General features: G+C 72.8%; 22 protein-coding genes. 10 read left to right on the top strand and 12 right to left on the bottom strand.

The window, feature by feature from the left end; translation table 11 throughout:
- Window positions 1-159 precede the first annotated feature (159 nt).
- The 4 genes from AB0C03_RS02325 (at window position 160) to AB0C03_RS02310 (ending at window position 5,355) form a co-directional block, all read left to right on the top strand.
- On the top strand, window positions 160-1,884 hold the full coding sequence (locus tag AB0C03_RS02325; RefSeq protein WP_081884003.1) for an alpha-keto acid decarboxylase family protein: 1,725 nt from the start codon (window positions 160-162) through the stop codon (window positions 1,882-1,884).
- A 140-nt stretch (window positions 1,885-2,024) separates the two neighbouring features.
- Window positions 2,025-2,729 carry an ACT domain-containing protein gene (locus AB0C03_RS02320; protein ID WP_030336152.1) on the top strand — a complete coding sequence of 235 codons (705 nt, stop codon included), beginning with the start codon at window positions 2,025-2,027 and terminating at the stop codon, window positions 2,727-2,729.
- Window positions 2,730-2,792: 63 nt separating this feature from the next.
- Window positions 2,793-4,190 (top strand): DM9 repeat-containing protein, encoded by a 1,398-nt coding sequence (locus AB0C03_RS02315; RefSeq protein ID WP_357633686.1) that lies wholly within the window; start codon window positions 2,793-2,795, stop codon window positions 4,188-4,190.
- Window positions 4,191-4,296: 106 nt separating this feature from the next.
- The gene (locus AB0C03_RS02310) at window positions 4,297-5,355 is read left to right on the top strand and encodes a GNAT family N-acetyltransferase (RefSeq protein ID WP_357633684.1); all 1,059 of its coding nucleotides are present in this window, start codon (window positions 4,297-4,299) and stop codon (window positions 5,353-5,355) included.
- Here AB0C03_RS02310 and AB0C03_RS02305 read toward each other — a convergent pair.
- The 3 genes from AB0C03_RS02305 to AB0C03_RS02295 form a co-directional block, all read right to left on the bottom strand.
- A complete protein-coding gene (locus AB0C03_RS02305; protein WP_030336146.1) occupies window positions 5,352-5,756 on the bottom strand; it encodes a VOC family protein in 405 nt (134 codons plus the stop codon). The genes AB0C03_RS02310 and AB0C03_RS02305 overlap by 4 nt on opposite strands.
- A gap of 77 nt (window positions 5,757-5,833) precedes the next feature.
- On the bottom strand, window positions 5,834-7,399 hold the full coding sequence (locus AB0C03_RS02300) for an aldehyde dehydrogenase family protein (RefSeq protein ID WP_030336144.1): 1,566 nt from the start codon (window positions 7,397-7,399) through the stop codon (window positions 5,834-5,836).
- Between the two features lie 339 nt (window positions 7,400-7,738).
- Entirely contained in the window at window positions 7,739-8,539 is an 801-nt protein-coding gene (locus AB0C03_RS02295; RefSeq protein WP_357633679.1) for an LPXTG cell wall anchor domain-containing protein, read from the bottom strand.
- 355 nt (window positions 8,540-8,894) lie between these two features.
- Here AB0C03_RS02295 and AB0C03_RS02290 point away from each other — a divergent pair, with 355 nt between their 5' ends.
- Both AB0C03_RS02290 and AB0C03_RS02285 read left to right on the top strand, forming a co-directional pair.
- Complete coding sequence (locus AB0C03_RS02290; protein ID WP_030336140.1) at window positions 8,895-11,798, top strand: glycoside hydrolase family 9 protein; 2,904 nt, start codon at window positions 8,895-8,897, stop codon at window positions 11,796-11,798.
- 182 nt (window positions 11,799-11,980) lie between these two features.
- Window positions 11,981-12,508: a DUF488 domain-containing protein gene (locus tag AB0C03_RS02285; protein ID WP_357633674.1), complete on the top strand. Its 528-nt coding sequence runs from the start codon at window positions 11,981-11,983 to the stop codon at window positions 12,506-12,508.
- A gap of 9 nt (window positions 12,509-12,517) precedes the next feature.
- Here the strand turns inward: AB0C03_RS02285 and AB0C03_RS02280 are convergent, their stop codons facing one another.
- The 3 genes from AB0C03_RS02280 to bioB are packed head-to-tail and all read right to left on the bottom strand — an operon-like array spanning window position 12,518 to window position 14,221.
- Entirely contained in the window at window positions 12,518-13,024 is a 507-nt protein-coding gene (locus AB0C03_RS02280; protein ID WP_030336137.1) for a GNAT family N-acetyltransferase, read from the bottom strand.
- 4 nt (window positions 13,025-13,028) lie between these two features.
- Complete coding sequence (gene bsaP, locus AB0C03_RS02275; RefSeq protein ID WP_030336135.1) at window positions 13,029-13,220, bottom strand: biotin synthase auxiliary protein BsaP; 192 nt, start codon at window positions 13,218-13,220, stop codon at window positions 13,029-13,031.
- A gap of 5 nt (window positions 13,221-13,225) precedes the next feature.
- Window positions 13,226-14,221 (bottom strand): biotin synthase BioB, encoded by a 996-nt coding sequence (gene bioB / locus AB0C03_RS02270; protein WP_030336132.1) that lies wholly within the window; start codon window positions 14,219-14,221, stop codon window positions 13,226-13,228.
- A gap of 203 nt (window positions 14,222-14,424) precedes the next feature.
- Between bioB and AB0C03_RS02265 the strand changes: the two genes are divergently transcribed.
- Complete coding sequence (locus AB0C03_RS02265) at window positions 14,425-15,561, top strand: 8-amino-7-oxononanoate synthase (RefSeq protein WP_210866436.1); 1,137 nt, start codon at window positions 14,425-14,427, stop codon at window positions 15,559-15,561.
- Window positions 15,562-15,734: 173 nt separating this feature from the next.
- Window positions 15,735-16,460, top strand: coding sequence for a dethiobiotin synthase (gene bioD, locus AB0C03_RS02260; protein ID WP_030336129.1), 726 nt, complete (start codon window positions 15,735-15,737; stop codon window positions 16,458-16,460).
- Window positions 16,461-16,588: 128 nt separating this feature from the next.
- Here the strand turns inward: bioD and AB0C03_RS02255 are convergent, their stop codons facing one another.
- Window positions 16,589-17,431, bottom strand: a complete 843-nt coding sequence (locus tag AB0C03_RS02255) for an alpha/beta fold hydrolase (RefSeq protein ID WP_357633669.1) — start codon at window positions 17,429-17,431, stop codon at window positions 16,589-16,591.
- 302 nt (window positions 17,432-17,733) lie between these two features.
- Complete coding sequence (locus AB0C03_RS02250) at window positions 17,734-18,312, bottom strand: TetR/AcrR family transcriptional regulator (RefSeq protein WP_357633666.1); 579 nt, start codon at window positions 18,310-18,312, stop codon at window positions 17,734-17,736.
- A gap of 164 nt (window positions 18,313-18,476) precedes the next feature.
- Between AB0C03_RS02250 and AB0C03_RS02245 the strand changes: the two genes are divergently transcribed.
- Together AB0C03_RS02245 and AB0C03_RS02240 are read left to right on the top strand one after the other, a co-directional pair.
- Window positions 18,477-20,048 carry a sensor histidine kinase gene (locus tag AB0C03_RS02245; RefSeq protein ID WP_280940614.1) on the top strand — a complete coding sequence of 524 codons (1,572 nt, stop codon included), beginning with the start codon at window positions 18,477-18,479 and terminating at the stop codon, window positions 20,046-20,048.
- A gap of 59 nt (window positions 20,049-20,107) precedes the next feature.
- Window positions 20,108-20,725 carry a response regulator gene (locus tag AB0C03_RS02240; RefSeq protein WP_030336123.1) on the top strand — a complete coding sequence of 206 codons (618 nt, stop codon included), beginning with the start codon at window positions 20,108-20,110 and terminating at the stop codon, window positions 20,723-20,725.
- Between the two features lie 36 nt (window positions 20,726-20,761).
- Here AB0C03_RS02240 and AB0C03_RS02235 read toward each other — a convergent pair whose 3' ends face one another.
- The 4 genes from AB0C03_RS02235 to AB0C03_RS02220 form a co-directional block, all read right to left on the bottom strand.
- Complete coding sequence (locus AB0C03_RS02235) at window positions 20,762-21,532, bottom strand: ABC transporter permease subunit (RefSeq protein WP_030336121.1); 771 nt, start codon at window positions 21,530-21,532, stop codon at window positions 20,762-20,764.
- Window positions 21,529-22,449, bottom strand: coding sequence for an ABC transporter ATP-binding protein (locus tag AB0C03_RS02230; protein WP_030336119.1), 921 nt, complete (start codon window positions 22,447-22,449; stop codon window positions 21,529-21,531). Before AB0C03_RS02230 ends, AB0C03_RS02235 begins: the two co-directional genes overlap by 4 nt.
- An 89-nt stretch (window positions 22,450-22,538) precedes the next feature.
- Window positions 22,539-23,387: a polysaccharide deacetylase family protein gene (locus tag AB0C03_RS02225; RefSeq protein WP_245233730.1), complete on the bottom strand. Its 849-nt coding sequence runs from the start codon at window positions 23,385-23,387 to the stop codon at window positions 22,539-22,541.
- Window positions 23,388-23,411: 24 nt separating this feature from the next.
- Window positions 23,412-24,602, bottom strand: coding sequence for a cytochrome P450 (locus tag AB0C03_RS02220; protein WP_210866432.1), 1,191 nt, complete (start codon window positions 24,600-24,602; stop codon window positions 23,412-23,414).
- Between the last annotated feature and the right edge of the window lie 5 nt (window positions 24,603-24,607).

Here is a 24,607-nt window from a genome sequence, read left to right as displayed (position 1 = left end):
GATTCACCGCACGTCTCGTCGGGAGGGCTTCGGCCACGCGGGCCAGCGCCGCCGCCGGGGCGTCTCAAGGGGAACAATCCACGCCTTTCATGGGAATTGCCCCGATATGGTCTTGATGGTGGGCCGCGGAGGCGGTCCCCGGAGCGACGGGGGTCAATCGTGGTGAAGGCGAGCGGGGGCACGACGACGGTGGGTGAGCTGTTGCTCAGCCGGCTCTACGACCTCGGGGTGCGCCATGTCTTCGGGTTGCCAGGCGACTACAACATGGATTTCCTCGACCAGATCGAGGCGTTCGACGGGATCGAGTGGGTCGGCAGCTGCAACGAGCTCAACGCCGGCTTCAGCGCCGACGGGTATGCCCGCCTCGCCGGCGTCGGAGCGATCCTCACGACGTTCGGTCCCGGTGAGCTGTCGGCGGTCAACGCGCTGGCCGGGGCCATGGCGGAGTCGGTACCCATCGTCTCGATCGTCGGCGGTCCGACCGAGGAGATCATGCGACAGCACACCTCCATGCACCACTCGCTCGCCGACGGCGATTTCGACCACTGGGTACGGGTGGCGCGAGAGGTGACTGTCGCCCAGACCTCGCTGACCCCGCAGAACGCCCTGGGGGAGGTCGACCGGGTGCTCACCGAGTGCTGGTCGCAGCAGCGTCCGGTCTACGTCCGGATGCCCGGCGACGTGGCCCACGCCGAAATCGCCCGGCCGGGGCGACGGTTCACCCGCCCCGAGCCGGTCGTGGCGGCCGGGCAGCTCGACGCCTTCGCCACGGCCGCCCGGCGGCTGCTCGACGGTGTCGAGCGGCCCGCCATGCTCGTCGGGAACCTGCCGATCCGCTTCCACCTCGGCGCCGCCGTCACGGCTATGGCCGCCGAACGGAACTGGCCGGTCGCCGCACAGTCGCTGGGACGTGGACTGCTCGACGAGTCCGACCCCCACTACGTGGGCGTCTACAACGGCGGTGACAGCGTCGACGAGGTCCGCGCGGTCGTGGAGGGCGCGGACGCGCTCGTCTGTCTGGGCACCACGTTCTTCGACTGGGACGGCCTGTTCACCGCCGACATCACGGTGGACCGGGTCATCAGCCTGCACCGGGACGCCGCAGTCGTCGCGGGCACCCGCTTCGCCCCGGTGGCCCTGCCGGCGGCGCTGCGCTGCCTGCACGAGATCGCCCCGAACCGTACGGCGCAGTGGTCACGCGCGCCGCTGCTGGCGGCCGATCCGCCCGCACTCGACCCGTCGAACAACGAACCGATCCGGCAGGCCCGGCTCTGGCCGGCGATCCAGAGCATGCTGCGTGAGGGGGACATCTTCGTTCCGGAGACCGGCACCCCGTCCTTCGGCGCGGCGACGATGCGACTGCCCGCCGACGTCACGGTCGTGTGGCCGCCCATCTGGGGCTCGATCGGCTACGCCACCCCGGCCGCCTTCGGTGCCGGGGTGGCGGCACCGGATCGACGGACGGTGCTCGTGACCGGCGACGGATCTCTCCAACTGACAGTGCAGGAGATCAGCCGGATGCTCGCCACGAACCAACGTCCGGTCATCATCGTGGTCAACAACGGCGGTTACACGGTCGAACGGGCCGTCGACGGGCGGCACCAGCCGTACAACGACATCGACAACTGGCGGTACACCGAACTGCCCGCCGTGTTCGCACGAGAGCAGGGCTTCACCGCCCACGTGGCCCGTACCGAGGGTGAACTCGCGACCATCCTGGCCGGCATCGACGGACGGCCGGCCCAGTTGACACTCGTCGAGGTGGAGACCGACCCACTGGACCTGCCCACCGGAATGCCGCAGTGGGGTCGGGAGACGTCCGCCGCCGACTACCACGCGCAGCTCGCCTCCACGCCGGTCCTGCCCCTGGGTGGGCTGCCGTAGCGCCCCGGCCGGGCCCTTCGCCGGCCGTCAACCCGCAAATTTCCGCTCGGGACATGCCCCTGCAACAGGGACGAAATGGTCAACGACCAGGCTGTGACCAGCCTGCCGGCCGCCGCCGGCCGCCGAGCGGAGGGACAGACATGTTGCTGCGAGTTCGGGTCACCCTGCCGGACCGTCCGGGCACCCTCGGCCAGGTCGCCCGCACGCTCGGCGTCTCCGGCGCGGACATCGTCCAGGTGGTGGTCCTGGAGCGGCTCGGCGGGCGCGCGGTGGACGACTTCACTGTGGTCTGGCCTGGCGCCGCCCGGGTGGAGGGACTGTTGGCAGGGCTGGCGGCGATCCCCGGCGTCCGCGTGGACGGGGTGTGGCGGGCGATCGGCGCGCCCACCACCACCGGCCAGGACGCCGAGCTGCTGGCCCAGGTGGCGGCCAACCCGGCCGACGGGCTGGCCACCCTTGTCGACGCGGTGCCCGGTCTGCTGGCGGCCGACTGGGCGGTGGCGGCGGTGGTCCCGCTGGACTGGGCCTCGCGGTCCGGGGGTGGCCCCGGGGCGACCGTGGGGCACGCCAGTTGGCGGGCACCCGTACCGCTGCGGTTGCCCGAGGTGACGCCGCTGCGCGGCCGGTCCCTGACCACGGCGGACGGCACCCACCACGCGGTCGCGCCGTTCGGACGGGCCGGCCTGGTCCTGGTGGTGGCCCGGGAGCACAGCGACACGCTCAGCGCCGCCGCGTTCCACACCACCGAGGTGGATCGGCTCTCCCAGCTCGTCCGGGCCTGCGCGGTGATCCTCGGGGACCGGCTGGACCTGGTCGGCGTACCGCCGGTCACCGTCAATCCCTGAGCCGCCACCCACCGGGGTTGGGTGGTCGGCGAGGCCCGACCCTGTTGATCTAGCCTCTCCGGAATGGACCTGGCTTTCGATGGATATCGCTGGGAGGCAGCCGGCGGTGGCGCGATCCCGGCGGGCGCGGTACCGCACGGGTACGCGGCGGACGGTGAGCCCCTGTGGGTGTGCCGCGTCCGGATGCGTGGCGGCGTGCACCCGGGCGAGGTCCGCCCGGCCTTCGGCGCCGCCAAGACCACCTGGGCCGGCGCGGAGGTCCGCGTCGACGAGTACGAGGTGCTGATGGACCACGGCGTCTGGGGCATCGCGTCCGGTGGGGCGGTGCCCGCGGACGCGCTGCCGGCGGGCCACGAGGCTGACGGCGAACCGCTCTACGTCGCCCGCGCGGCGGTCGGGCCGGGCGCCCTGCACATCGGCAAGGTGCGGTCGGCCTTCGGCGCCGCCAACATCGGATACGGCAACGCCGAGCGGACCGCCCGGTCCTACGAGGTGCTGCTGCGGCCGCCGGCTGCCGCGCCGGCGAGCGGGCGGCGGCCCGGGATCCAGATGGACCCCACCTACGCCGACTTCGGCACCGAGCCGCCCCGCGTCGGGAACGTCACGATCACCGGCGTCGACCGTTCCTCGGCCGCCGGCGACCACCTGGCCATCGGGGCCGGCGGGTCGGTCGAGCTGGAGTTCGACGTGCCCGACCCGGCCGTCGTCGGCGAGGCCTGTGTCGCCGTCCGGGCGCTCGCGTCGATGCTCTCCCGGGCGCCCGGGTACGCCCCGCTCACCGTCCGCCTCAACGGCAGGCCACTGGCCAACCGGCTGCGGATCCCCAACGGCGGCGGGCTCCCGCAACGGCTGGTCTTCGCGGTGCCGGCCGAGGAGTTGACGGCCGGCCGGAACACGCTGCGCATCGAGAGCGGTGTCGACGCCCGCAGCATGCTGTGGCTGTACCGGGTGACGATCGACCCGATGCACGCACACGACCAGGCGGGACTGGCCCTCGAACGGCGGGCGATCGCCGAGCCGGTGCTGCGGTACGCCAGCGACGCCGGCGACATCACCATCTTCATCGACCGCGGCGAGCAGGCCGTTCTCGAGCAGGTGGCCTGGGCCGACGAGTCCGGCGCCGAGTACGCGATCACGTTCGAGAAGCAGCAGGCCGCCTTCTACGGCTGGCGGCGGCAGCCGGGCGGAGAGCCGACGGAGTTCCGTGGCCGGCTGACCCAGCGCGACACCGTCGCCAAGGAGGCTCGGCGCTTCTCCACCCAGGAGGGCTGGGCCGGTGGGTGGCACCGCTCGGGTGACCTGCTCCTCTCGGTGGCCGCGGCCGGCCGCCCGGTCACCAGGCTGGCCTGGCGGGACCTGCGCGGTAACAACGGCACTGTCGCCTTCGGCGACGGTGGGTTCCTGGGTACCTACCAGCGGGTCGGGGAGGGCCCCATCGGCTACCGCGGCCGCACCGCGTAGCGGAACACCCGGGCGGGGACATCGGCCTGAGCGCTACCCGTCACCGCCGGGCAATCGGGAGGCAACAGCGGGAGACGAGGGTGGTACCCGGTGAAGGGAGCCAACCATGACGTTGTGGCGGATCCGAGCGACGGTGGACGACCGGCCGGGTTACCTGTCGGTGCTCACGGCCAGCCTCGCGCTGCGCGGGGTCAACATCCTCACCGTGCAGGTGCAGCCCACCGAGCAGGGCGCGGTGGACGACTTCCTGGTCGACGCACCGGACACGCTCGACGAGGCCGAACTGGTCGCGGCCGTCGAGCGTGGTCGTGGGCGGGACTGCTGGGTGGCGCGCAGCGAGGCGCGTGGCCTGGTCGACCAGCCCACCCGGATGCTCGGTCTCGCCAACAGGCTGGTGCGGGACCCGGATTCGACAGGTGAGGCCCTGCGGACGCTGCTCGGCGCCGACTCGGTGAGCTGGCGACCGGCGTCGACCGGCGTCGAGCGGGGCATCGCCGGTACCAGCATGTCGTTGGCCGATCCGGCGGGCGGCGCGTTCACGCTGGGCCGGGCGGCGCCCGCGTTCACCCCGGCGGAGTACGCGCGGGCGCAGGCCCTTGTCGAGCTGGCCGCCACGGTGGCGCGGCGGGCCGCCGAACAGGTCACCCTGGTGCTGCCCGACGGCGCCGAGGTGTCCGTCCGGCCGGCGTGCGCGGACGACCTGTCGGGCGTTCTGGAGTTGCACGAGGGTTGTTCCCCGCGAAGCCGGCAGCGGCGTTATCTGGGCGGAGCGTCGCTGCCCCAGCCGGCCCGGCTGCGCCGGGTGCTGGAGCCGGAGCGGGGGTTGACCCTGCTGGCCATGACGGTGGCCGTCGACGGCGCGGCGGAGTCGGTGGTCGCCATGGCGAACCTGCTCGGCGAGGGCGACGAGGCCGAGGTGGCGCTGCTGGTGCGCGACGACTGGCAGCGGCGGGGCCTCGGCACGGCGTTGCTGCGCCGGCTGGTGCGGCACGCCGACGCGGCCGGCTACGCGGCGCTCGTGCTGCACGTGCAGGCCGAGAACGCACCGATGCTGCGTACCCTGCGCCGGCTGGACCGGCCCGCCGCCACCGAACGCGACGGCACAGTGCTCAGCTGCACGGTGCCGCTCGCCGCCCCGGCCGCGGTGACCGTACTGGGCGGCTAGCGGGGGCCCTCGGGCGGTTCGCGCCGACCCGACACGCAGAACCGGTTGCCCTCCGGGTCGGCGAGCACCACGTACGGGGGCTCGGTCGGGAGTGGATCGGTCGGGTAGTGCCGCCAGTCGACACGCTGGGCGCCGAGGGTCAGCAACCTGTCGACCTCCTCGTCGAGGGTGCGCTCACCGGCGTCCAGGTCGAGGTGGACGCGGGGGAACTCCTCGGCCGGGCTCTCGCTGAGGTCCATCGCGATGGCAGCGCCGGGCATTCCGGGCGGCGGCTCCAGCACGATCCACTCGTCGCCGGGATGGCGGGGCGGGCGTCGACGGTAGCCGAGGGCGGCGGCCCAGAATGCCCCCGCCCGGTCCGCGTCGGACACTCCCAGCGAGAGCTGCGCGATCATGGCCATCACTGGACGGTACGCCAACGGCACGTCGCGGCGAGAGCCCCCTGCCTGTCGACGGAGGCCCTCGCCGCGCACCTCGGTCAGGTGGCGGGGTAGCTGCTGTAGTCGGGGAAGTTGCCGTAGAGCCGGCTGTCGCCGCCGACGGTGACGGCCTGCACCAGCAGGTCGCCGCCGACGAACGCGCCCTTCCAGGAGGCGCCCCGGCCGCCGAACGGTTCGTCCCGGTCGCCGCGTGAGCGTGGCTTGTTGATGCCCACCTTGAACGCCTGGAGGTCCACGGCGAGCTTGCCGGCCTCGTCGGTGTCGTCACAGGCCAGCGAGGCGACGAGCGCGCCGTTGGAGGCGTTCATGGCGGCCAGCAGCTCGTCGGTGGTGTCCACCACGACGATGGTGTCGACCGGCCCGAACGGTTCGGCGTGCATCAGCCGGGACCGGCCGGGCGGGGCGAGCAGCACCGACGGCGCCACGTACGCGGACGTGTCCTGCCCGGGGAGGAACGGCGCGCCGGTGAGCTTGCCCCGGTGCAGGGGAATCGCGCCGCCCCGCATCGCCTCGTCGACCTTGCGGTGCAGCTCCTCGGCCTTGGCGGCGCTGATCAGCGGACCGAAGTCCAGTTCGGGCAGCGGGTCACCGGCGGCCCAGTCGTCGCCGACGGCGAGCGGGTGACCGAAGCGGACCGAGCGGACGACCGGCAGGTACATGTCGAGGAACTCGTCGACCAGGTCGCGTTGCACCACGAACCGGGGGTACGCGGTGCAGCGCTGCTTGCCGTACTCGAAGCCCTTCTTCAGGTGGGTGGCGAGCAGGTCCCACTGGGAGAAGTTCCAGATGCCCCAGGCGTTGAGGCCCTCCTGCTCGATGAAGTGCCGCTTGTCGCTGTCGAGCAGCGCGGCGGCCACCTTGCCGCCGTTGGACCGGCCGCCGACGAACGCCACCGCACCGATCTCGGGTGCCCGGACCAGCACCTCGGACAGCTCGGCGCCGCTGCCGGAGACGAGGGTGGCGGGCAGCCCGGCGCGGCGCATCAGCGCGTGCGCGACGGTCAGGCAGACCGCGCCGCCCTGGGACGGGGTCTTGGCGATGACCGCGTTGCCGGCCAGGAGCTGCACCAGCTCGGCGTGCACCAGGACGCTCATCGGGTAGTTCCACGAGGCGATGTTGCTGACCGGGCCGGGTAGCGGCTCGCGGCCGTCGGCGAGCATCCGGTCGATCTCGCCCGCGTACCAGCGGACGCCGTCGAGCGCCCGGTCCACGTCGGCGCAGGCCAACCGCCACGGCTTGCCGATCTCCCAGACCAGCAGCAGGGCGAGCAGGTCGCGGTGGGCGGTGAGCGAGTCGAGGGCGTCGGCGACCCGGGCCTTGCGGTCGGCCAGCGGGGTCTGCGCCCAGGCCCGGTGCGCGGTGGCCGCGTGTGCGACGGCGGCGCGGGCGGTGTCGGCGTCGAGGCGGGGCAGGTTGACCAGGACGGTGTTGTCCACCGGGGTACGAACCGCGGCGGGCTGGCCGACTGCCCGCCATTCGCCTTCGACCAGGTTGTGCAGTGTGGTGACGCCGTCGACCTGGGGACCGAACGCCTCCGGGGTGGCGGCCACCGCGCGGGCCAGGATGTCGGTCCAGGCGGTGCCGTCGGCGAGTCGTAGTGCCATCGCGTTCTCCTCAGGGTTGACCGGGGAGCGGCGGCGTCGACGGCACCGCTGATGGTCGGTACTGTCCCGCGCGCGGTAGTCGGTCAGCAACCGTACGTTTGTCTGGCTGGGCGCCGGCCGGCCGAAGTCGTCCGGTGTTCGACTCGCGACGAAGGGCCGTGAACAGCGGGTACGGCGGACACTTCATCGAAATGCATGAATGTTGTGACGTTGTTGGCTTGGTTACCCGTCAGTACGAAAGGCGGGCCGGGGGACCTCCGATGTGGAGGAGCGAGGCATGCGAAACGCCCACGACCGGCCCCGGAGCGATGTCCGGAACCGGTCGTGGGTGTTCGTCGGTCAGCTGGTGAAGGTGATCCGGTCGCGTCGGCGACGCATCATCAGCAGGGCGCCGCCACCGATCAGGGCGACACCGCCGAGGGCGATGCTGGTGACGGCCACGCCGGTGAGCGGGAGGCTGCCCCCGTTGTCGCCGCCGCCAGCGCCTCCCGGGGTCGAGGCTGATCCGCCGGGCGCCACCGACTCCGACGGCGAGAGCGAGCCCGTCGGCGTCGACGTGACCGGAGTGGTCGGCGTCGGGGTGGTCGGCGTCGGCGAGTCGGTGGTCGGCGCCGGCGTCGGCGTCGGCGTCGGCGTCTCCGTGATCGGCGTGGTCGGGGTCGGCGACGCGGTGGTGCCGGCGCCGGCGCACGTGTGGCTGAGGTTGAACTTGTCGCCCTCGCCGCTGACCTGGGCGCTGCCGCCGGTCAACGTCCATCCCGCCGGGGTGAAGAGGTAGGCGTGCTTCACCTGCTTGTCGCCGCCGCCGTTGGCGGACAGGAAGTCGGTGTACGGATCCGTGGGGTTCGGCACCGTCACCGTCACCGAGACGCCCGAGGTGTCCTTGAAGGTCAAGGTCAGGCTCTGGAAGTCACCGGCGCGCCTGGTGGGCAGCACGAAGTGCCAGCCGTCCTGGTTGGTGGGTCGCGTGCCGAACTTGGGGTCCTGGCACTCCTGCTGGAACGTCCCCGCCGTGGCGCCCGCGTGGGCGGGGTTGAGGGGGACGATGCTCGATGCCCAGGCCGGGGAGGCGATGGCGAGAACGGCCGTGACGGTGGCCGTGCGGACGGCCGCGCGCGTCAGGCGCCGACGCAGTGGCATGAGGAATCCTTCGGGATTGGTCGAGGGGGCCGCCCATGATCCCATGCGGGGGGCCTGCCGACGGCATCGGCCAACCGGTCTGAGCTGGGACGACGTCTTGGACGGGAAGTGCCTTCCAGGTCGACCTTCCGGGCTGGCGTGCGCGTGTCGCCGTAACGCTCGCGAGGGCTGCGGCGCTGGCGCGCAACGCGGGCTTCCCATTCGACGACGTGCACATTACATTGTCGACTATCCATGGGAGCGCTTCCACGGCCCATGGTCACACCGCCACCCCCGCTGTCGCCGGTGGCCGTGCCGCCCGTACGCCGTCCCGCGTCGGTGCGACCGCCGGCGGCGCCTCCGACAGGAGCCCGCCATGCGCCACCTGACCCGGCCGTTCAGCGGCCAGCCCGGCCGGTCACCGGCCGCCGACCAGCCCTGGCCACGGCGACTGCTGGCCATCGGCGTCGCGCTGCTCACCGGCGCGTCCCTCGCGGTGACCGCGCCGCCGTCCGCGCCCGCCTCGGCCGCGCCAGCGGCGACCTACAACTACGCCGAGGCGTTGCAGAAGTCGCTGCTCTTCTACGAGGCGCAGCAGTCCGGCCGGCTGCCCGACTGGAACCGGGTCTCCTGGCGCGGCGACAGCGCGCTCACCGACGGTGCCAGCGCGGGTGTCGACCTCACCGGCGGCTGGTACGACGCCGGCGACCACGTGAAGTTCGGCTTCCCGATGGCGTTCAGCGCCACCATGCTCGCCTGGGGCGCCGTCGAGTACCGCAGCGGCTACACCGCCTCCGGGCAACTGCCGCACCTGCTCAACAACCTGCGCTTCGTCAACGACTACTTCATCAAGGCGCACCCGTCCGCCAACGTCCTCTACGGACAGGTCGGCAAGGGCGACGACGACCACAAGTGGTGGGGCCCGGCCGAGGTGATGCCGATGGCGCGGCCCGCGTACAAGATCGATGCGAGCTGTGGCGGCGCGGACCTGGCGGGGGAGACGGCGGCGGCGATGGCCGCCTCCTCGATGGTGTTCCGGCCCACCGACGCCGCCTACGCGGACAAGCTGCTCGGGCACGCCCGGCAGCTCTACACCTTCGCCGACACGGTGCGCAAGGCCTACCACGAGTGCATCACCGACGCCACGAGCTTCTACCGGTCCTGGAGCGGCTGGCAGGACGAGCTGGTCTGGGCCGCGATCTGGCTGCACCGGGCCACCGGCGAGGCCAGCTACCTGACCAAGGCCGAGAGCGAGTACGACAAGCTCGGCACCGAGAACCAGACCACCACCCGCTCCTACAAGTGGACCATCGCCTGGGACAACAAGCAGTTCGGGGCGTACGTGCTGCTGGCCAACCTGACCGGCAAGCAGAAGTACGTCGACGACGCCAACCGGTGGCTGGACTACTGGACCGTCGGGGTGAACGGGCAGCGGGTGCCGTACTCGCCGGGCGGGATGGCGGTGCTCGACTCCTGGGGCGCGCTGCGCTACGCCGCGAACACCTCGTTCGCCGCGCTGGTCTACAGCGACAAGACCACCGACACCACCCGTAAGGCGCGCTACCACGACTTCGCCGTCCGGCAGATCAACTACGCGCTCGGCGACAACCCGCGCAACTCCAGCTACGTCATCGGGTTCGGCGCCAACTCACCGAAGAACCCGCACCACCGCACCGCGCACGGCTCCTGGTGGGACAGCCAGACCGTGCCCGTCGAGACCCGGCACACCCTCTACGGCGCGCTGGTCGGCGGCCCGTCCTCGGCCAACGACGCGTACAGCGACAGCCGGTCGGACTACGTGATGAACGAGGTGGCCACCGACTACAACGCCGGCTTCACCTCCGCGCTGGTCCGGCTGACCTCCGAGTACGGCGGCACCCCGCTGGCGAACTTCCCGGTCGCCGAGACGCCGGACATCGACGAGCTGACGGTGGAGACCACTGTGGCGCAGGCCGAACCGCGGGCCACCGGGCTCAAGGTGATGGTCTACAACAAGTCCGCGTTCCCGGCCCGCGCGCTGACCGACGGGAAGTTCCGGTACTACTTCCGGCCCGACGGCACCGGCCCGGTGCAGGTGACCGCCGGTTACACCCAGGGCTGCCCGTCCCCGACCACCGCCAAGCAGTTCAGCGGGGACATCTGGTACGTCGAGGTGGACTGCACCGGGTACACCATCGCCCCGGCAGGTCAGTCGCAGCACCGGATGGAGGTCCAGTTCAAGGTGGGCGTGCCGGAGGGCGGCACCTGGGACCCGACCAACGACCCGTCGTACCAGGCCACCGCCGGGCCGAACCGGAAGGTGCCGCTCTACTCCGGCACCACCCGCGTCTGGGGCGAGGAGCCCGGCCCGGTCGTCCCGGACACCACCGCGCCGACCGTCCCCGGCACACCCGCCGCGTCCGCCGTCACGTCGAGCGGACTCACGCTGACCTGGGCGGCGTCCACCGACACGGGCGGCAGCGGCCTGGCCGGCTACGAGATCACCCAGTCGCAGACCGGCAGCGACGCGCTGGTGCTGCGGACCGCCACCACCAACACGCTCGCGGTGACCGGGCTGCTGCCGGAGCGGACGTACCAGTTCACCGTGCGGGCCCTCGACGGCGCCGGCAACCGGTCGGCGTCGTCGGCTGCCGTCAGCGTCACCACGCCGGCCGGACCGGCACCGGACACCACCGCACCGACCGCGCCCGGCACCCCCGTCGCCTCGGCGGTCACCGCGACCGGACTCACACTGAGCTGGGCGGCGTCCACCGACAACGTGGGCGTCACCGGGTACCGGGTCTACCGCGAGGCCGGCACCACCGACGCGCTCGTCGGCTCACCCACCGGCACCACTGTCGCGGTGACCGGGTTGACCGCCTCGACCGCCTACCAGTTCTACGTGGTGGCAGTGGACGCGGCGGGCAACACCTCCGCGGCGTCCGCGCCGGTAGCGGTGACCACCGCGGCCCCGCCGGTCGGTGGCACCTGCTCGGTGGGGTACGCCACCACCGACTGGAGCACCGGCTTCACCGCCAACGTGTCGATCACCAACACCGGCACCACCGCGATCAACGGCTGGACCCTGCGGTTCAGCTTCGCCGGCGGGCAGACCGTCAGCCAGGGCTGGTCGGCGACGGTCAGCCAGACCGGCACGGCGGTCACCGCCACGAACCTGTCCTACAACGGCACGATCGCGCCGGGCGCGTCGGTGAGCTTCGGCTTCAACGGCAACCACAACGGCAGCAACCCGAAGCCGACCGCCTTCACCGTCAACAACACCACCTGCACCATCGCCTGACCCGCATCGCGAGATCGTGGGTGGTTGCCGTTCTCGCCGCGGAACGGCAACCGCCCACGATCCCCTTTTGTCGCCGAAAACCGACCGCTGGCGGGACCAGCCGGTTGCCCGCCCGCACCGACCCGGTGATCTCGTCCGAGGGGTCGGGGATAACGCGCCGCGATTCAGGGCATCTTGGCGTGGTGGCGCAGTTGTTGACCGTCGGGCACGGCGCAGCCGACCGGGTGCGGCTGGGGGAGTTGCTGACCGGGGCCGGGGTGGCCCTGGTGGTGGACGTGCGGCGGTACCCCGCCAGCCGCACCAATCCGGACGTACGGCGGGAGGAGCTTGAGCGGTGGCTGCCCGAGTACGGGATCGACTACCGCTGGGAGCCGCGCCTCGGTGGACGCCGACACATCCCCGCCGGGGAGCCCGAGCCGGACAGTTGGTGGAAGGTCGCGGCGTTCCGGGCGTACGCCGCGCACACCCGCACGCCGGAGTTCGACGCGGCGCTGACCGGGGTGCTGGCGGACGCGGCCCAGCGGAGCACCGCGGTGATGTGCAGCGAGAGCCTGTGGTGGCGCTGCCACCGCCGGCTGATCGCCGACGTCGCGGTTCTCGGTCACGGGACGCCGGTGGCGCATCTGCTGCCGGACGGGCGGCTCAGCCCTCACGAGCCCGCCGAGGGCGCCCGCAGACTCCCCGACGGGCAGCTGTGCTGGGACGGTTGAGACTTCCACTCACTCCACGAGATCGTCGGCGAGCAGGTCCATCAACAGGCCGTCGTGCCAGCGGCCGTCCGCGCCGCGCTCGTAACGGCGCAGCACCCCCACCGGCCGAAAACCGACCTTCGCGTACGCCCGGATGGCGGCGCTGTTCGCCGCCGCCGGATCGATGGTGAAGCGGTGGTGGCCGTACTCGTCGATCAGGTGCCGGGCCAGGGTGCGGATGGCGTCACCGCCGAGGCCGGCACCGCGTACCGCCGGGTCGAGGAAGACGTCCAGGCTGGCGTGCCGGTAGTCCGGGTCCGACTCGGCGTACCACTGGATCGCGCCGATCACCCGGCCGTCGTGCTCGATCGCATACACGTGCAGGTCGTCGTCGGCGAGGTCGGCGCGCACCGAATCGGCCAGGTCGTCGCCGCCCCGCCACCACCGGCGTACCTCCGGGTCGGCCCGGATCGCCGTGAGGGCCGGCACGTCCGCGGCCGTCGCCGGTCGTAGGGTCACCGCCCGCCCGCGCAGCACCGGCTCAGCCCCGGATCTCGCCGTGCTCGACACAGACCGCCGACCAGCCCACCGGCAGCACCTGCACCTTCATCCGACGTCGGCAGTGCTGGCAGAACCGGGGCGGCTCCAACTGGCGGGCCGACGCGCAGCCCGGGTGGGCGGTGGCCGTCGCCGCCTCACCGCACCGGTCGCACCACAGCTCGGTGGTCGTCATGGTCGTCACAGCGTGGCGGAGAGAGCCTTGACCGGCATCTTCAGCTCGTTGAGCAGCTCCAGGTCGGCAGTGGCCGGTCGACCCAGCGTGGTCAGGTAGTTGCCGACGATCACCGCGTTGATGCCGCCGAGCAGACCGTCGCGGGTGCCGAGGTCGCCGAGGGTGATCTCACGACCACCGGCGTACCGCAGGATGGTGCGCGGCATGGCCAACCGGAACGCGGCGATGGCCCGCAGCGCGTCCTTGCCCTCGACCACCGGGCGGTCACCCAGCGGGGTGCCGGGGCGCGGGTTGAGGAAGTTGAGCGGCACCTCGTGCGGGTCCAACTCGGCGAGCTGCGCGGCGAACTCAGCCCGCTGCTCGACGGTCTCGCCGAGGCCGAGGATGCCGCCGCAGCACACCTCCATGCCGGAGTCGCGAACCATCCGCAGCGTCTCCCAGCGCTCCTCCCACGAGTGGGTGGTGACCACGTTGGGGAAGTACGACCGGCAGGTCTCCAGGTTGTGGTTGTACCGGTGCACGCCCATGTCGACCAGGTCGTCGACCTGCTCCTTGGTGAGCATGCCCAGCGACGCGGCGACCTGGATGTCGACCGCCGCCTTGATGGCGGCGACACCCTCGCGCATCTGCTTCATGAGCCGGGCGTCCGGACCGCGGACAGCGGCGACGATGCAGAACTCGGTAGCCCCGGTCGCGGCGGTCTGCTTCGCCGCCTCGACCAGCGACGGAATGTCCAGCCAGACCGAGCGCACCGGTGAGGTGAACAGGCCCGACTGCGAGCAGAAGTGGCAGTCTTCCGGGCAGCCGCCGGTCTTGAGCGAAACGATTCCCTCGACCTCGACCTCCGGGCCGCACCAGCGCATCCGCACCTCGTGGGCGAGCTGGAGGGCGGCGGGTAGGTGCTCGTCGGGCAGGTTCAACACGGCGAGGACGCCGGCCTGATCGAGGCCGACACCGTCACCCAGGACCTGGGTCCGGGCCTGGTCGAGGATCTCTGGCATGGCTCGTACCCTACTAGGCCTGTGCCAAAGCCCTCGGTCGCTGCCGGGGCCCGTCGCAGGCCTCGGCTCTCCGATCAGCCGGAATGACCTGGCAGCCCGGTCGGCACCGCACACCGAGTGGAATCGCCGGGCCGGTGGCGGCGGGTGGTAATTTCGCCCGGCGGGTGTCGGGCTGACCGGCAGGCGAGCGGGGGAGGGTGACGGTGGCGGACTGGCTCGCGGCGCTCGACCGCCGCGCCGAGCTGCGGGCGAAGGCCGGGCTCACCCGGCGGCTGCGCCCGCGTCCGGCCGACGACCAGATGACCGATCTGGCCGGCAACGACTATCTCGGCCTGGCCACCCACCCGGAGGTCACCGCCGCGGCCACGGCGGCACTCTCGGCGTACGGGCTGGGGGCGACCGGGTCGCGCCTGGTGCGGGGCTCCACCGACGCGCACCGGGCGCTGGAGGAGGACCTGGCCCGCTGGCTGGGCACCGACAGCGCCCTGGTCTTCTCCTCCGGCTACCTGGCCAACCTCGGTGCGCTGCGGGCGCTCGTCCAACCTCGGACGCTGCTCGTCTCCGACGCGCACAACCACGCGTCGCTGATCGACGGTTGCCGGCTCTCCGGCGCCGAGACGGTGGTCACCCCGCACGCTGACGTGGACGCGGTCGCCGCCGCGCTCGCGTCCGCTCCCGGTCGTCCGGCGGTGGTGGTGACCGAGTCGATCTTCTCGGTCGACGGGGACCTCGCCCCACTGGCTCGGCTGCACTCCGTGGCCCGCCGGCACGGCGCGTTGCTGCTGGTCGACGACGCGCACGCGCTCGGCCTCACTGGGCCGGCCGGAGCGGGCGCGGTCGCGGCCAGCGGGCTGGCCGGCGAGCCGGACGTGGTGGTCACCGCCACCCTGTCCAAGGCGCTCGGTGGCGCGGGTGGTGTCGTCGCCGGCCCGGCCGAGTTCGTCCGGCACCTGATCGAGACCGGGCGCACGTTCATCTTCGACACGGCACTGCCGCCGGCGGTCGCCGCCGGTGTGCACGCCGCGTTGCGGCTCGCCCAGGCCGGTGACGACCTGCGCGCCGAGTTGTCCGACCGGGTGGCGCTGGCGGTCGGTCGCCTGCGGGCGGCCGGGCTGACCGTCTCCGCCCCGGACGCGGCGGTGATCTCGGTGACCGCCCCCGGGCCGGAGGCGGCGACCGACTGGGCCGCTGACTGCCGAGACCGGGGCGTCGCGGTGGGTTGTTTCCGGCCGCCGTCCACTCCGGACAGCCGTTCCCGCCTACGCCTCACGGTCAGCGCGGGGGTGCCGCGCGCGGCGTTCGAGCGGGCGCTGGACGTCATTGTGGACAGTGCACCGTGAGCGCGAGGAGTGAGCCGGGTTTGCGAGCCCCGCAGTCGCGAACAGGGGTGGTCCGGTGAGCGCGAGGAGTGAGCCGGGTTTGCGAGCCCCGCAGTCGCGAACAGGGGTGTCGTGGTGAGCGCGAGGAGTGAGCCGGGTTTGCGAGCCCCGCAGTCGCGAGCTGAGGTGTCGCCGTGAGCGGGTGGGCGGGGCCGGTTCTGGTGACCGGGACGGACACCGAGGTCGGCAAGACGGTGGTGACCGCGGCGATCGCGGCCGCCGCGCAGGCGGCCGGGTTGCGGGTGGCGGTGATCAAACCGGGTCAGACCGGTACGGCCGGTGGTGAGCCCGGTGACGTGGACTCGGTCAACCGGTTGGCTGCGCCGTTGACCGGTCGGACGTTGGCGAGTTATCCGGATCCGCTGGCACCGTTGGCTGCCGCGCGGGTTGCCGACCTGCCGCCGCTGGAGTTGTACACGGCGGTGGACGCGGTGCGTGCGGAGGCGGACAAGCACGACCTGGTGTTGGTCGAGGGCGCGGGTGGGTTGCTGGTGCCGATGGGGCTGCGGCCGTCGGGTGAGCCGTGGACGATGGCGGACCTGGCGGTGTCGCTCGGCGCGCCGGCGGTGGTGGTCGCCCGCGCCGGGTTGGGCACGCTCAACCACACCGCGTTGACGCTGGAGGCGCTGGACCGTCGGGCGGTGCCGGCCGGCGTGGTGATCGGTGCCTGGCCGACCAGGCCGGAGCTGGTGCACTGGACGAATCTCACCGACATGGTGCCGAACCTGCTCGGCGCGCTGCCCGACGGCGCGGGGGCGATGGATCCGGGTGTGTTCCGGCGGTCCGCGCCGGGTTGGCTCACCCCGGCCCTGCACGGCGTGCTCGACGACTGGCGGGTCTGGGCCGAGGAGAGCAGCTGAACACCTGATCGTCGGTGTCCGGGCGGGCCGGGGCTCCGCCCCGGTTGCCGGCCGTGGTCGGCCCGCAACCGGGGATGCCGGACGTCAGAGCGCAGAGGGCTCCGGACGTCGGAGCGCGGCGGCAGTGGTCACGCGGCGGACAGGAACCGGTTGACCTCGCCGGCGAACTCGTGCGGGTACTGGAAGAGGAACCCGTGGTTGGCGTCCGGGTAGATGATCAGCTCGGCGTTCGGCAGGTGCCCGGCGAGCAGGTACGAGTTGGCGGTGGGCACCAGGATGTCGTGGTTGCCGTTCGCCACCAGGGTGGGCTGCTGGATCGCGGTCAGCCGGTCGAGCAGGGCGGCGCTGGGGATGCCCCAGTCGGCGATGGCCTCGGCCTGCGCGTCCCGTACGGCGAGTGTCGTGGGGGCGTCGCGGTCCTCCTGGCGGGTGAAGATGCGCCCGACGTACTCCATGCCCTTGGCCCGGCTCTCCTCGGTCGGGGCGAAGAAGAGGTAGAGCAGGTCCTCGGCGTCCTGTGCCTCCCGGTAGGCGTGTCCGCGGGTCTCTTCGGACCAGGCGTGGAAGCCACGTCCACCCTGCGGCCCGGTGCCGGCGAGGATGAGCCGACGTACCAGGTAGGGGCGCTGCAGGACGACGCTCTGTGCGACGAATCCGCCCAGTGAGAAGCCGAACAGGTCGACGGTGGTCAACGCGAGCGCGTCGATGAACGCGATGGCGTCCCGGGCGAACTCCCGTACGGTCGTGGGCACCTGCCCGGTCGATCCGCCGACCCCGCTGGCGTCGAAGAGGATGACCTCGCGCTCGGCGGCGATGTCGTCCACCAGTGCCGGGTCCCAGATGTCGATGTTGCCCCGGAAGCACTGCAGGAAGACCACCGGCGTGCCGCCTGCCCTGCCGAATCGCCGGTATGTGTAGGTCGTCCCGCTGTCGGCCTGCACGGTCTGGTTGGGCGCGGTGAGCATTGACATGGTCCTTCTCCCGTTCGGATCTGATCCAGCTGAGGTCGGTGGTCGCCGGGTTCGGCGCTTTCCGGGGCGCTCGCCACCCGGCGGACCCCGACCGGCTCTTTAGATGACGGACATAATCTATCACCGCCGGTAAGATTGGCTACGTAATCTAAATCTCAGCTGTGCGGGCGATGCGGCAGGTGACCAGCGCAGGCGGCCATCGAGGGGTGGCACGCAGGGGGTGTGCGAAGCGGCGGGGGCGCGCGGCAACCGAGCCTCGGGGCGGTGGTCGCCGGCCGGGCTCTGGATCGAGCGGGGTTGAGCTACCGCGTGAGGGCGTCGCGGACGACGTCGAGGATCTCGTCCGACAGTGGTGTCCCACTCGTCGCCCGGGCCAGGGTGAGTGCCCCGACCATCGACGTCAGATCGACGATCGCCCGGCGGCGGGCCTCCTCGCCCTCCGCGTCCTGGTGCTCGGCAACCTGGCCGAGAATGGACTCCAGCCCGGCCACGTACGCCTTCCGCAGCGGGCCTTCGGCCGGCCCTCGGGCGGCGTCCGAGGCCAGCGCCGTGATGGAGCACCCGTCGCCCGGCGAGTCGCGGTGGGTGGCGGCGAGGTACTGGGCGAGGAGTTCGGCGCGGGCCTCCGTCCGGTCCGGGAACTCGCCGAGGAGCTTGTCCAGCAAGCTCTGGATCTCGTGGTGCGCGGTCCCGGTGGCGATGCCCACCAGCTCTTCCTTGGAGCTGAAGTGCTTGTAGAAGCCGCCGTGGGTGAGCCCTGCCGCCGCCATGAGGTCCTGCACGCTCACCCCGGCCGCGCCGCGCTCCCGCAGCAGCCGGGACGTCGCGGCCACCACCTCTTCGCGATGCTTCGCCGCGTCGGCACGTGACGATCTACCCATCGAGCGTCTCCTTCCGTGCTGTCGTCGGGCGAACCCGCACCGTTTAGATTAGCTCGCTCATCCAAAGGTGGGTCGACGACTGGCAGGTCGCGGCCGGGGAGAGCTGCCGAACACCTGACTTTCGTCGGTGTCCGGGCCTGGTGCGCGTGGGTAGCCTGGCCGCCGTGCGGATCCTCCACTCCGCGCCGCCGGGTTGGCCGCACCGGCGGCGTCGCCTGCTGCTGGACGTGCTGCTCTGGGCGGTGGTGGCCGCCCCGGTCGGCTACGCCGGGATCAGCCCGCCCTATTCGCGGTACGCGTTGCCGCTGCTGGTCGGCAACCTGCTGGTGCTCACCGCGGCGGTGGTGGCGAGTCGACGTCAGCCGTTGGTCTCCCTGGTGCTGGTGGTGCTCGGGTCGTTGGTCGACGGCAACTTCCTGTTCGCCATTCCGGTCTTCAGCTATCTCGCGGGGCGGCGCAGCGCCACCGCCGGTCCGTCGATCATGGTCTTCGTACTGATCACGGCCGGTGGCACGGTGCTCAACCTGGGACTGCTCGGTGCCGGCGCGGCCACCTGGTTCCTGCTCGCCTCGGTGCTGCTCTTCGCCGCCGTGTTCCCCTGGCTGGTGGGCCGGTACCGCCGCCAGCAGCAGGAGCTCGCGGAGGCGGGTCGCCGGCACGTCGACGCGCTGACCCGCGAGCAGCGCGGTGCCGCCGAGCGGATCCGGCTGCGGGAACGGGCTCGGATCGCCGGGGAGATGCACGACTCGCTCGGTCACGACCTCAGCCTGATCGCGTTGCGCGCCGCCGCCCTGGAGGTCGCCGCCGACCTGGACGACAAGCACCGGACCGCGGCGAGCGAGTTGCGGGCCAGCGTCTCCGCGGCCACCGAGCGACTGCACGAGATCATCGGCGTGCTCCGCGAGGAGGGTGGCGCGTCGCTGCGTCCGAGTGGGGAGACCGTCGCCGACCTGGTCGAGGGTGCCCGGGAGGCCGGCATGGCGGTACGGCTGGACGCCGCCCCGGCGGTGGCGCAGCTGCCGGCGATGACCGGTCACGCGGCGCACCGGATCGTCCGTGAGGCGCTGACCAACGCGGCCCGGTACGCGCCCGGCGCGCCGGTCGACGTACGCCTCACCCGCGACGGTGACCGGGTCGAGGTGACAGTGGTCAACGACGCCCCGGCGGCCGGCCCGCTGCCCGCCCCGCCGTCGCAGGGCAGTGGGCTGCTCGCCCTCGCCGAGCGGGTCCGTCTCGCCGGCGGAACGCTTGCGGCCGGCCACCGGGCCGAGGGTGGTTTCGCGGTACGGGCGGTGCTGCCGGCCACCGCGCCGACGCCGGAGGCGATCGGGTCGGCCGTGGAGGTCGGGCCGACGGCGTCCTCCGACGAGCGACAGGGTCCGGCGGAGGGGCCGGTGGACGCCGAGCGGCGGCTGCACGACGCCCGGCGGCGGGTCCGGCGCAGTCTGCTGGTGGCCCTCGTCGCACCGGTCGGGTTCGCCCTGGTGCTCTCGCTCGTCTACTACCCGGTGGCGACCGCCGGCACGGTGCTGGACCGGGCCACCTTCGACCAGCTGCGCGTCGGCGCGCCCCGGTCGGAGCTGGTCGGGCTGCCCCGGCGGCAGTTGGAACGCCCCGCCGCCGCCGACCGGGCCGGCTGCGAGTACTACACCGACGGCAACTTCCCCCTCGCGGAGCCCACCTGGCGACTCTGCTTCACCGATGACCGGCTGGTCAGCAAGGAGTGGATCGCGTAGTGGACACCGACACGACGGGGGCGCCGCCGATCCGGGTCGTGCTGGCCGACGACGAGGCGATGATCCGGGCCGGTGTCCGGGCCATTCTCGCGAGTGACCCGGGCATCGAGGTGGTCGCCGAGGCCGGTGACGGGCACGCGGCGGTGGAGCTGGTCCGGGCCCACCGACCCCGGGTCGCGCTGTTGGACATCCGGATGCCGCGACTGGACGGGTTGGCCGCCGCCGCCGAGATCCGCCGGGTCGTGCCGGACACGTCGACGATCATGCTGACCACGTTCGGCGAGGACGACCACGTGGCACGGGCGCTCGGGCACGGTGCCAGCGGGTTCCTGCTCAAGGCCGGCGACCCGCGTGAGCTGATCGCCGGTGTGCACGCCGTCGCCGACGGCGGGGCGTACCTGTCGCCGGCCGTGGCCCGCCGGGTGATCGAGCTGGGGGCCGGTCGGTTGGCCCGCCGGCCGGCGGCCCGGGACCGTACGGCCGGGCTGACCGAGCGGGAACGGGAGGTGCTGGCCCTGGTCGGGGCGGGCCTGTCCAACGCCGAGATCGCCCGCCGGCTGCACCTCGTGGAGGGCACCGTGAAGAGCTACCTGACCAGCATCTTCACCCGACTGGATGTGCGCAACCGGGTGCAGGCGGCGATCCTCGCGTACGAGGCGGGGTTGGTCGACGGCTGAGCGGGGGCCGGTCGGCCCCCGCTCAGCGCGCGGGTCTCAGGCGTCGCGACGGCGCAGCGCGGCCCGGCCCAGCAGCAGCGCGGCGCCGGCCCACCCGGCGAGCACGAGCAGCCCCACCACTGGCGGGTACGGCTCGGTGTCGCCGGCCAGGAAGTGCCCGCCGGCCACCCCGGGGAACCCGTCGGCGATCCGGTTGAGCACGTCGATGTCCGGCTGCTGCAGCGACAGCGGCACGATCATCAGGGTGGCGAGGAGCACGGTGAGGGTGAGCACCGCACTGCGCAGTGCCGCGCCGAGGCCCAGGGCGAGGACGCCGACGAGCGCCAGGTAGGCCGCCACCGCCACGATGTCGCCGATCGTGTCGGCGGCCGGGGCGCTGCCCCACTCGCCGAGCACCGGCCGGGCGACCAGCGCGCCGACGCCGCCGAGCAGCAGCCCGAGCGCGAAGGTGACGGCGCCGGCGACAGCGGCCTTGGCCAGCAGTACCCGACCGCGGGACGGGGTGCACTGCAACGTCGTCCGGATGGTGCCACTGGTGAACTCCGCGGTGATCGCGAGCAGACCCAGCGCCAGCACCACGTACTGGGTCAGCTCGACCGAGTCGATCAGCACGCTGCCGACGGTGACGATCCCCCGGTCGTCGGTCGGGTCGTCGTTGGTGTTGTCGTTCGCGGCGTAGATGGCCAGTTGCCCGGCGCTGGCCGCCATCACCAGCAGCCCGGCCAGCGCGGTCCACCAGGTGCTTCGGACGGAGGAGAGCTTGGTCCACTCGGACGCCACGACGCCGTGTCGGCTGAGGGTGCTCATCGCGCCGCACCTCCGGCGTACTCGACGCTGTCGGCGGTCAGCTCCATGAACGCCTGCTCCAGCGACGCGGCCTGCGCGCTCAGCTCGTGCAGGCGTACGCCCAGCTCGTGGGCCAGGTCCCCGACCTGGTCCGCGGTGACGCCGGTGACGGTCAGCTCGTTGCGGTCGGCCGCCTCGACATCCGCCCCGGCGGCGCTGAGGCGCGCGGCGAGGGCGGCCAGCCCGTCCGGGTGCGGGCTGCGCACCCGGACCGCAACGGTGCCGCGGGCGATCACGTCGCCGATCGGCGCGTCGGCGAGCAGCCGTCCCCGGCCGATCACCACGAGTTGGTCGGCGGTGAGCTGCATCTCGCTCATCAGGTGGCTGGAGACGAAGACGGTGCGCCCCTCGTCGGCGAGTGACCGCATCAGGTGCCGCACCCAGCGCACCCCGTCCGGGTCGAGGCCGTTCACCGGCTCGTCGAACATCAGCACCGGCGGGTCGCCGAGCAGCGCGCCGGCGATGCCGAGCCGTTGCCCCATGCCGAGGGAGAGCGTCCGACCCGGCTTGCCGGCGGCCCGTCCGTCCAGCCCGACGGTGTCCAACACCTCGTCGACCCGGCGGATCGGGATGCCGTTGCTGTGCGCCATGGCCCGCAGGTGCGCCCGGCCGGACCGGGCCGGGTGGATGGCCCGGGCGTCGAGCAGCGCGCCCACCTCGTGCAGCGGCCGGCGCAACTCCCGGTACGCGCGCCCGCCGACCAGGGCCTGCCCGGCGGTGGGACGGTCCAGCCCGAGGACCATCCGCATGGTGGTGGACTTGCCGGCGCCGTTGGGGCCGAGGAAGCCGGTGACCCGGCCGGGCGCGATGTCGACGGTCAGCGCGTCGACAGCGACCGTCGACCCGAACCGTTTCGTCAACCCACGTAATGTGATCATGCGCTGACGCTAGGCGAGCGGGCTGCCGCCGCACCGCGCCCGAACGGCACCACCCACCCCCGACTTTCGTCAGGTCGTCGGCGGGCTGATCACCGTACGTACTGCTCCAGCAGCGCCGGGGTGAGCCCGGCCCGGTGGATCGCCTTCAACGCCGCGAGCAGGTCGTCCATCAGCGCCGGCCGGAAGTGCATCAGCAGCACGTCGCCGGGTTGGACCACCTTCTCCGGGGTCTGGTAGCGCACCTTTCCCTCGTGGACGGTCTCGGTCCAGTGGAAGACGGCCTTCGCGCCGCAGTCGTGCGCGGCCTTCAGCGTGGTGCTGTCATGCTCGCCGAACGGTGGCCGGAACAGGGTGGGCCGCTTGCCGAACAGCCCCTCCAGCCGGTCGGCGGCACCGCAGATCTCCTGCCGCTGGTAGTCGTACGACCGGCCGGCCAGCGAGTTGTGCGCGATGGTGTGGTTCTCCACCACCCCGCCCACCGCCTCGATCTGCCGGAAGTAGTCGGTGTGCTCGGCCGCCGCCGGTGAGTTGAGGAACATGGTGACCGGGATGCGCGCCTCCCAGATGAAGTCGATCACCTCGGGCGGGCGGGCCAACCCACCGTCGTCGATGGTGATGAAGGCGACCTTCTGGTCGGTCGGCAGACGGTGCCAGAACGGGGCCGAACCGGTCGCCGGCAGCGGCACCGGCTGCGGCAGCGGCGCCTCGGGAAAGGTCGGCACCTGGGACACGTACCAGGCCAGGCTCTTGAACGCGGGTGTCGCCGTCACCGACGGCGACACCGACGGGGTCGCGGCGGACGCGGACGCTGTCGCCTCGGCGGCGGTGACCTGCCGGGCGTGGGCCGGGTGGCCGGGGCCGACCGCGCAGCCGGTCAACGCCAGCAGGGCCAGAAGCGTTACGACAGCAGGGATCCGACGGGTGGGGGTGGCTGACACGCCCGGAAACATACCGAGCTGGTGTCAGGATCCGGTCAGCCCGGTGACAGTGCCGCGGCGGCGGACCACGAACGCGTCCGGCATCCGGAAGGTGAGATTGTCCGGGCACCAGGGCGGACGCAGCACCGTCACCCCGTCCAGCAGCGGCGCCGCCTCGGCCACCACCACCGCCGCCTCCATCCGCGCCAGCACGTCCCCGACGCAGCGGTGCGCGCCCGCCCCGAACGCCAGGTGCCGGCGTGACCCCCGCTGGCCCGGACGGAATTCGTCGGGCGACTCCACCACCGCCGGGTCCCGACCGGCGCGGCCCAGCCACAACACCAGGCTGCTGCCCGCCGGCACCACCGTCGCGCCCAGCGTGCTCTCCGTAGCGGCCACCCGTCGCCAGGTGACGATCGGTGGTTCCAGCCGCAGGCCCTCCTCCACCACGTCGGCCACCGCCACCGCACCGGTGCGCAGCCCGGCCCGTACCGCGGGCTCGCCGGCCAGCCGGTGCAGCAGCAGGGTGAGGAACTGCGAGGTGGTCTCCTGCCCGGCGACCAACAGGAAGAACAGCGCGCCGACCACCACGTCCGGCGGGTGCCCGGCCGCGCGCAGCTCGGCGGCCAAACCGCCACCGACGGCCGCGAAGTCCCGCAGTACGTGGTGGAACCGGCCCACCTCTTCGGCGAGCGCCACCTGCCGGTCGGCGTCCAGCGGTGCCCAGAACAACTCCAGCGCGGCGCGGGCGAACTCCTTGACCGCCGCCACCGGCGCGTCCGGCAACTCGACCAGCCGGGCCAGCACCAGCAGCGGCAGGTCGGCGGCGAGGTCCGCGTACAGGTCGACCGGCGCGCCGGCGTCGAGCGCGGCGCCGATCCGGGCGACCCGGTCCCGGACCAGCGTGGTCAGCCACTGCCGCTGCGCGGCGACCCGGGTGGGATGCAACGCCGCCGCGACGATCGCCCGGATCTGCGGGTGGCTGACGCCCGAGTTGTTCGCCAGGGTCGGCGGCAGCCGGAACCGGTGCCCGGCGAGCACCCGCAGCGCGGTCACCGGCATCGGCGTCACCGCGTCCAGGGCGTTGTCCGGCCGGTAGGTGACCGGGTCGGCGAGGACCTGGCGGACCAGCGCGTGCCGGGTCACGACCAGGTGGGTGCCGCCGACGTGGTCCGGCACCCGGGCCACGTCCGGCCATGCGGGGTCGGCCACCTGCGCCCAGCTGCGGAACAGCACCCGGA

Origin of the sequence: Micromonospora parva (assembly GCF_040649675.1) — a bacterium.
GTDB lineage: Bacteria > Actinomycetota > Actinomycetes > Mycobacteriales > Micromonosporaceae > Micromonospora > Micromonospora parva.
Note: the sequence above shows the minus strand (reverse complement) of the source record. Positions and strands in the feature narration are given on the sequence as shown.

Bases quoted from the DNA above. Each gene is read 5' to 3' on its own strand.
- AB0C03_RS02320 (WP_030336152.1), top strand. From the start codon at position 2,025: ATGTTGCTGCGAGTTCGGGTCACCCTGCCGGACCGTCCGGGCACCCTC.
- AB0C03_RS02315 (WP_357633686.1), top strand. From the start codon at position 2,793: ATGGACCTGGCTTTCGATGGATATCGCTGGGAGGCAGCCGGCGGTGGC.
- AB0C03_RS02310 (WP_357633684.1), top strand. From the start codon at position 4,297: ATGACGTTGTGGCGGATCCGAGCGACGGTGGACGACCGGCCGGGTTAC.
- AB0C03_RS02305 (WP_030336146.1), bottom strand. From the start codon at position 5,756: ATGGCCATGATCGCGCAGCTCTCGCTGGGAGTGTCCGACGCGGACCGG.
- AB0C03_RS02300 (WP_030336144.1), bottom strand. From the start codon at position 7,399: ATGGCACTACGACTCGCCGACGGCACCGCCTGGACCGACATCCTGGCC.
- AB0C03_RS02295 (WP_357633679.1), bottom strand. From the start codon at position 8,539: ATGCCACTGCGTCGGCGCCTGACGCGCGCGGCCGTCCGCACGGCCACC.
- AB0C03_RS02290 (WP_030336140.1), top strand. From the start codon at position 8,895: ATGCGCCACCTGACCCGGCCGTTCAGCGGCCAGCCCGGCCGGTCACCG.
- bsaP (WP_030336135.1), bottom strand. From the start codon at position 13,220: ATGACGACCACCGAGCTGTGGTGCGACCGGTGCGGTGAGGCGGCGACG.
- bioB (WP_030336132.1), bottom strand. From the start codon at position 14,221: ATGCCAGAGATCCTCGACCAGGCCCGGACCCAGGTCCTGGGTGACGGT.
- AB0C03_RS02255 (WP_357633669.1), bottom strand. From the start codon at position 17,431: ATGTCAATGCTCACCGCGCCCAACCAGACCGTGCAGGCCGACAGCGGG.
- AB0C03_RS02250 (WP_357633666.1), bottom strand. From the start codon at position 18,312: ATGGGTAGATCGTCACGTGCCGACGCGGCGAAGCATCGCGAAGAGGTG.
- AB0C03_RS02240 (WP_030336123.1), top strand. From the start codon at position 20,108: ATGATCCGGGCCGGTGTCCGGGCCATTCTCGCGAGTGACCCGGGCATC.
- AB0C03_RS02235 (WP_030336121.1), bottom strand. From the start codon at position 21,532: ATGAGCACCCTCAGCCGACACGGCGTCGTGGCGTCCGAGTGGACCAAG.
- AB0C03_RS02230 (WP_030336119.1), bottom strand. From the start codon at position 22,449: ATGATCACATTACGTGGGTTGACGAAACGGTTCGGGTCGACGGTCGCT.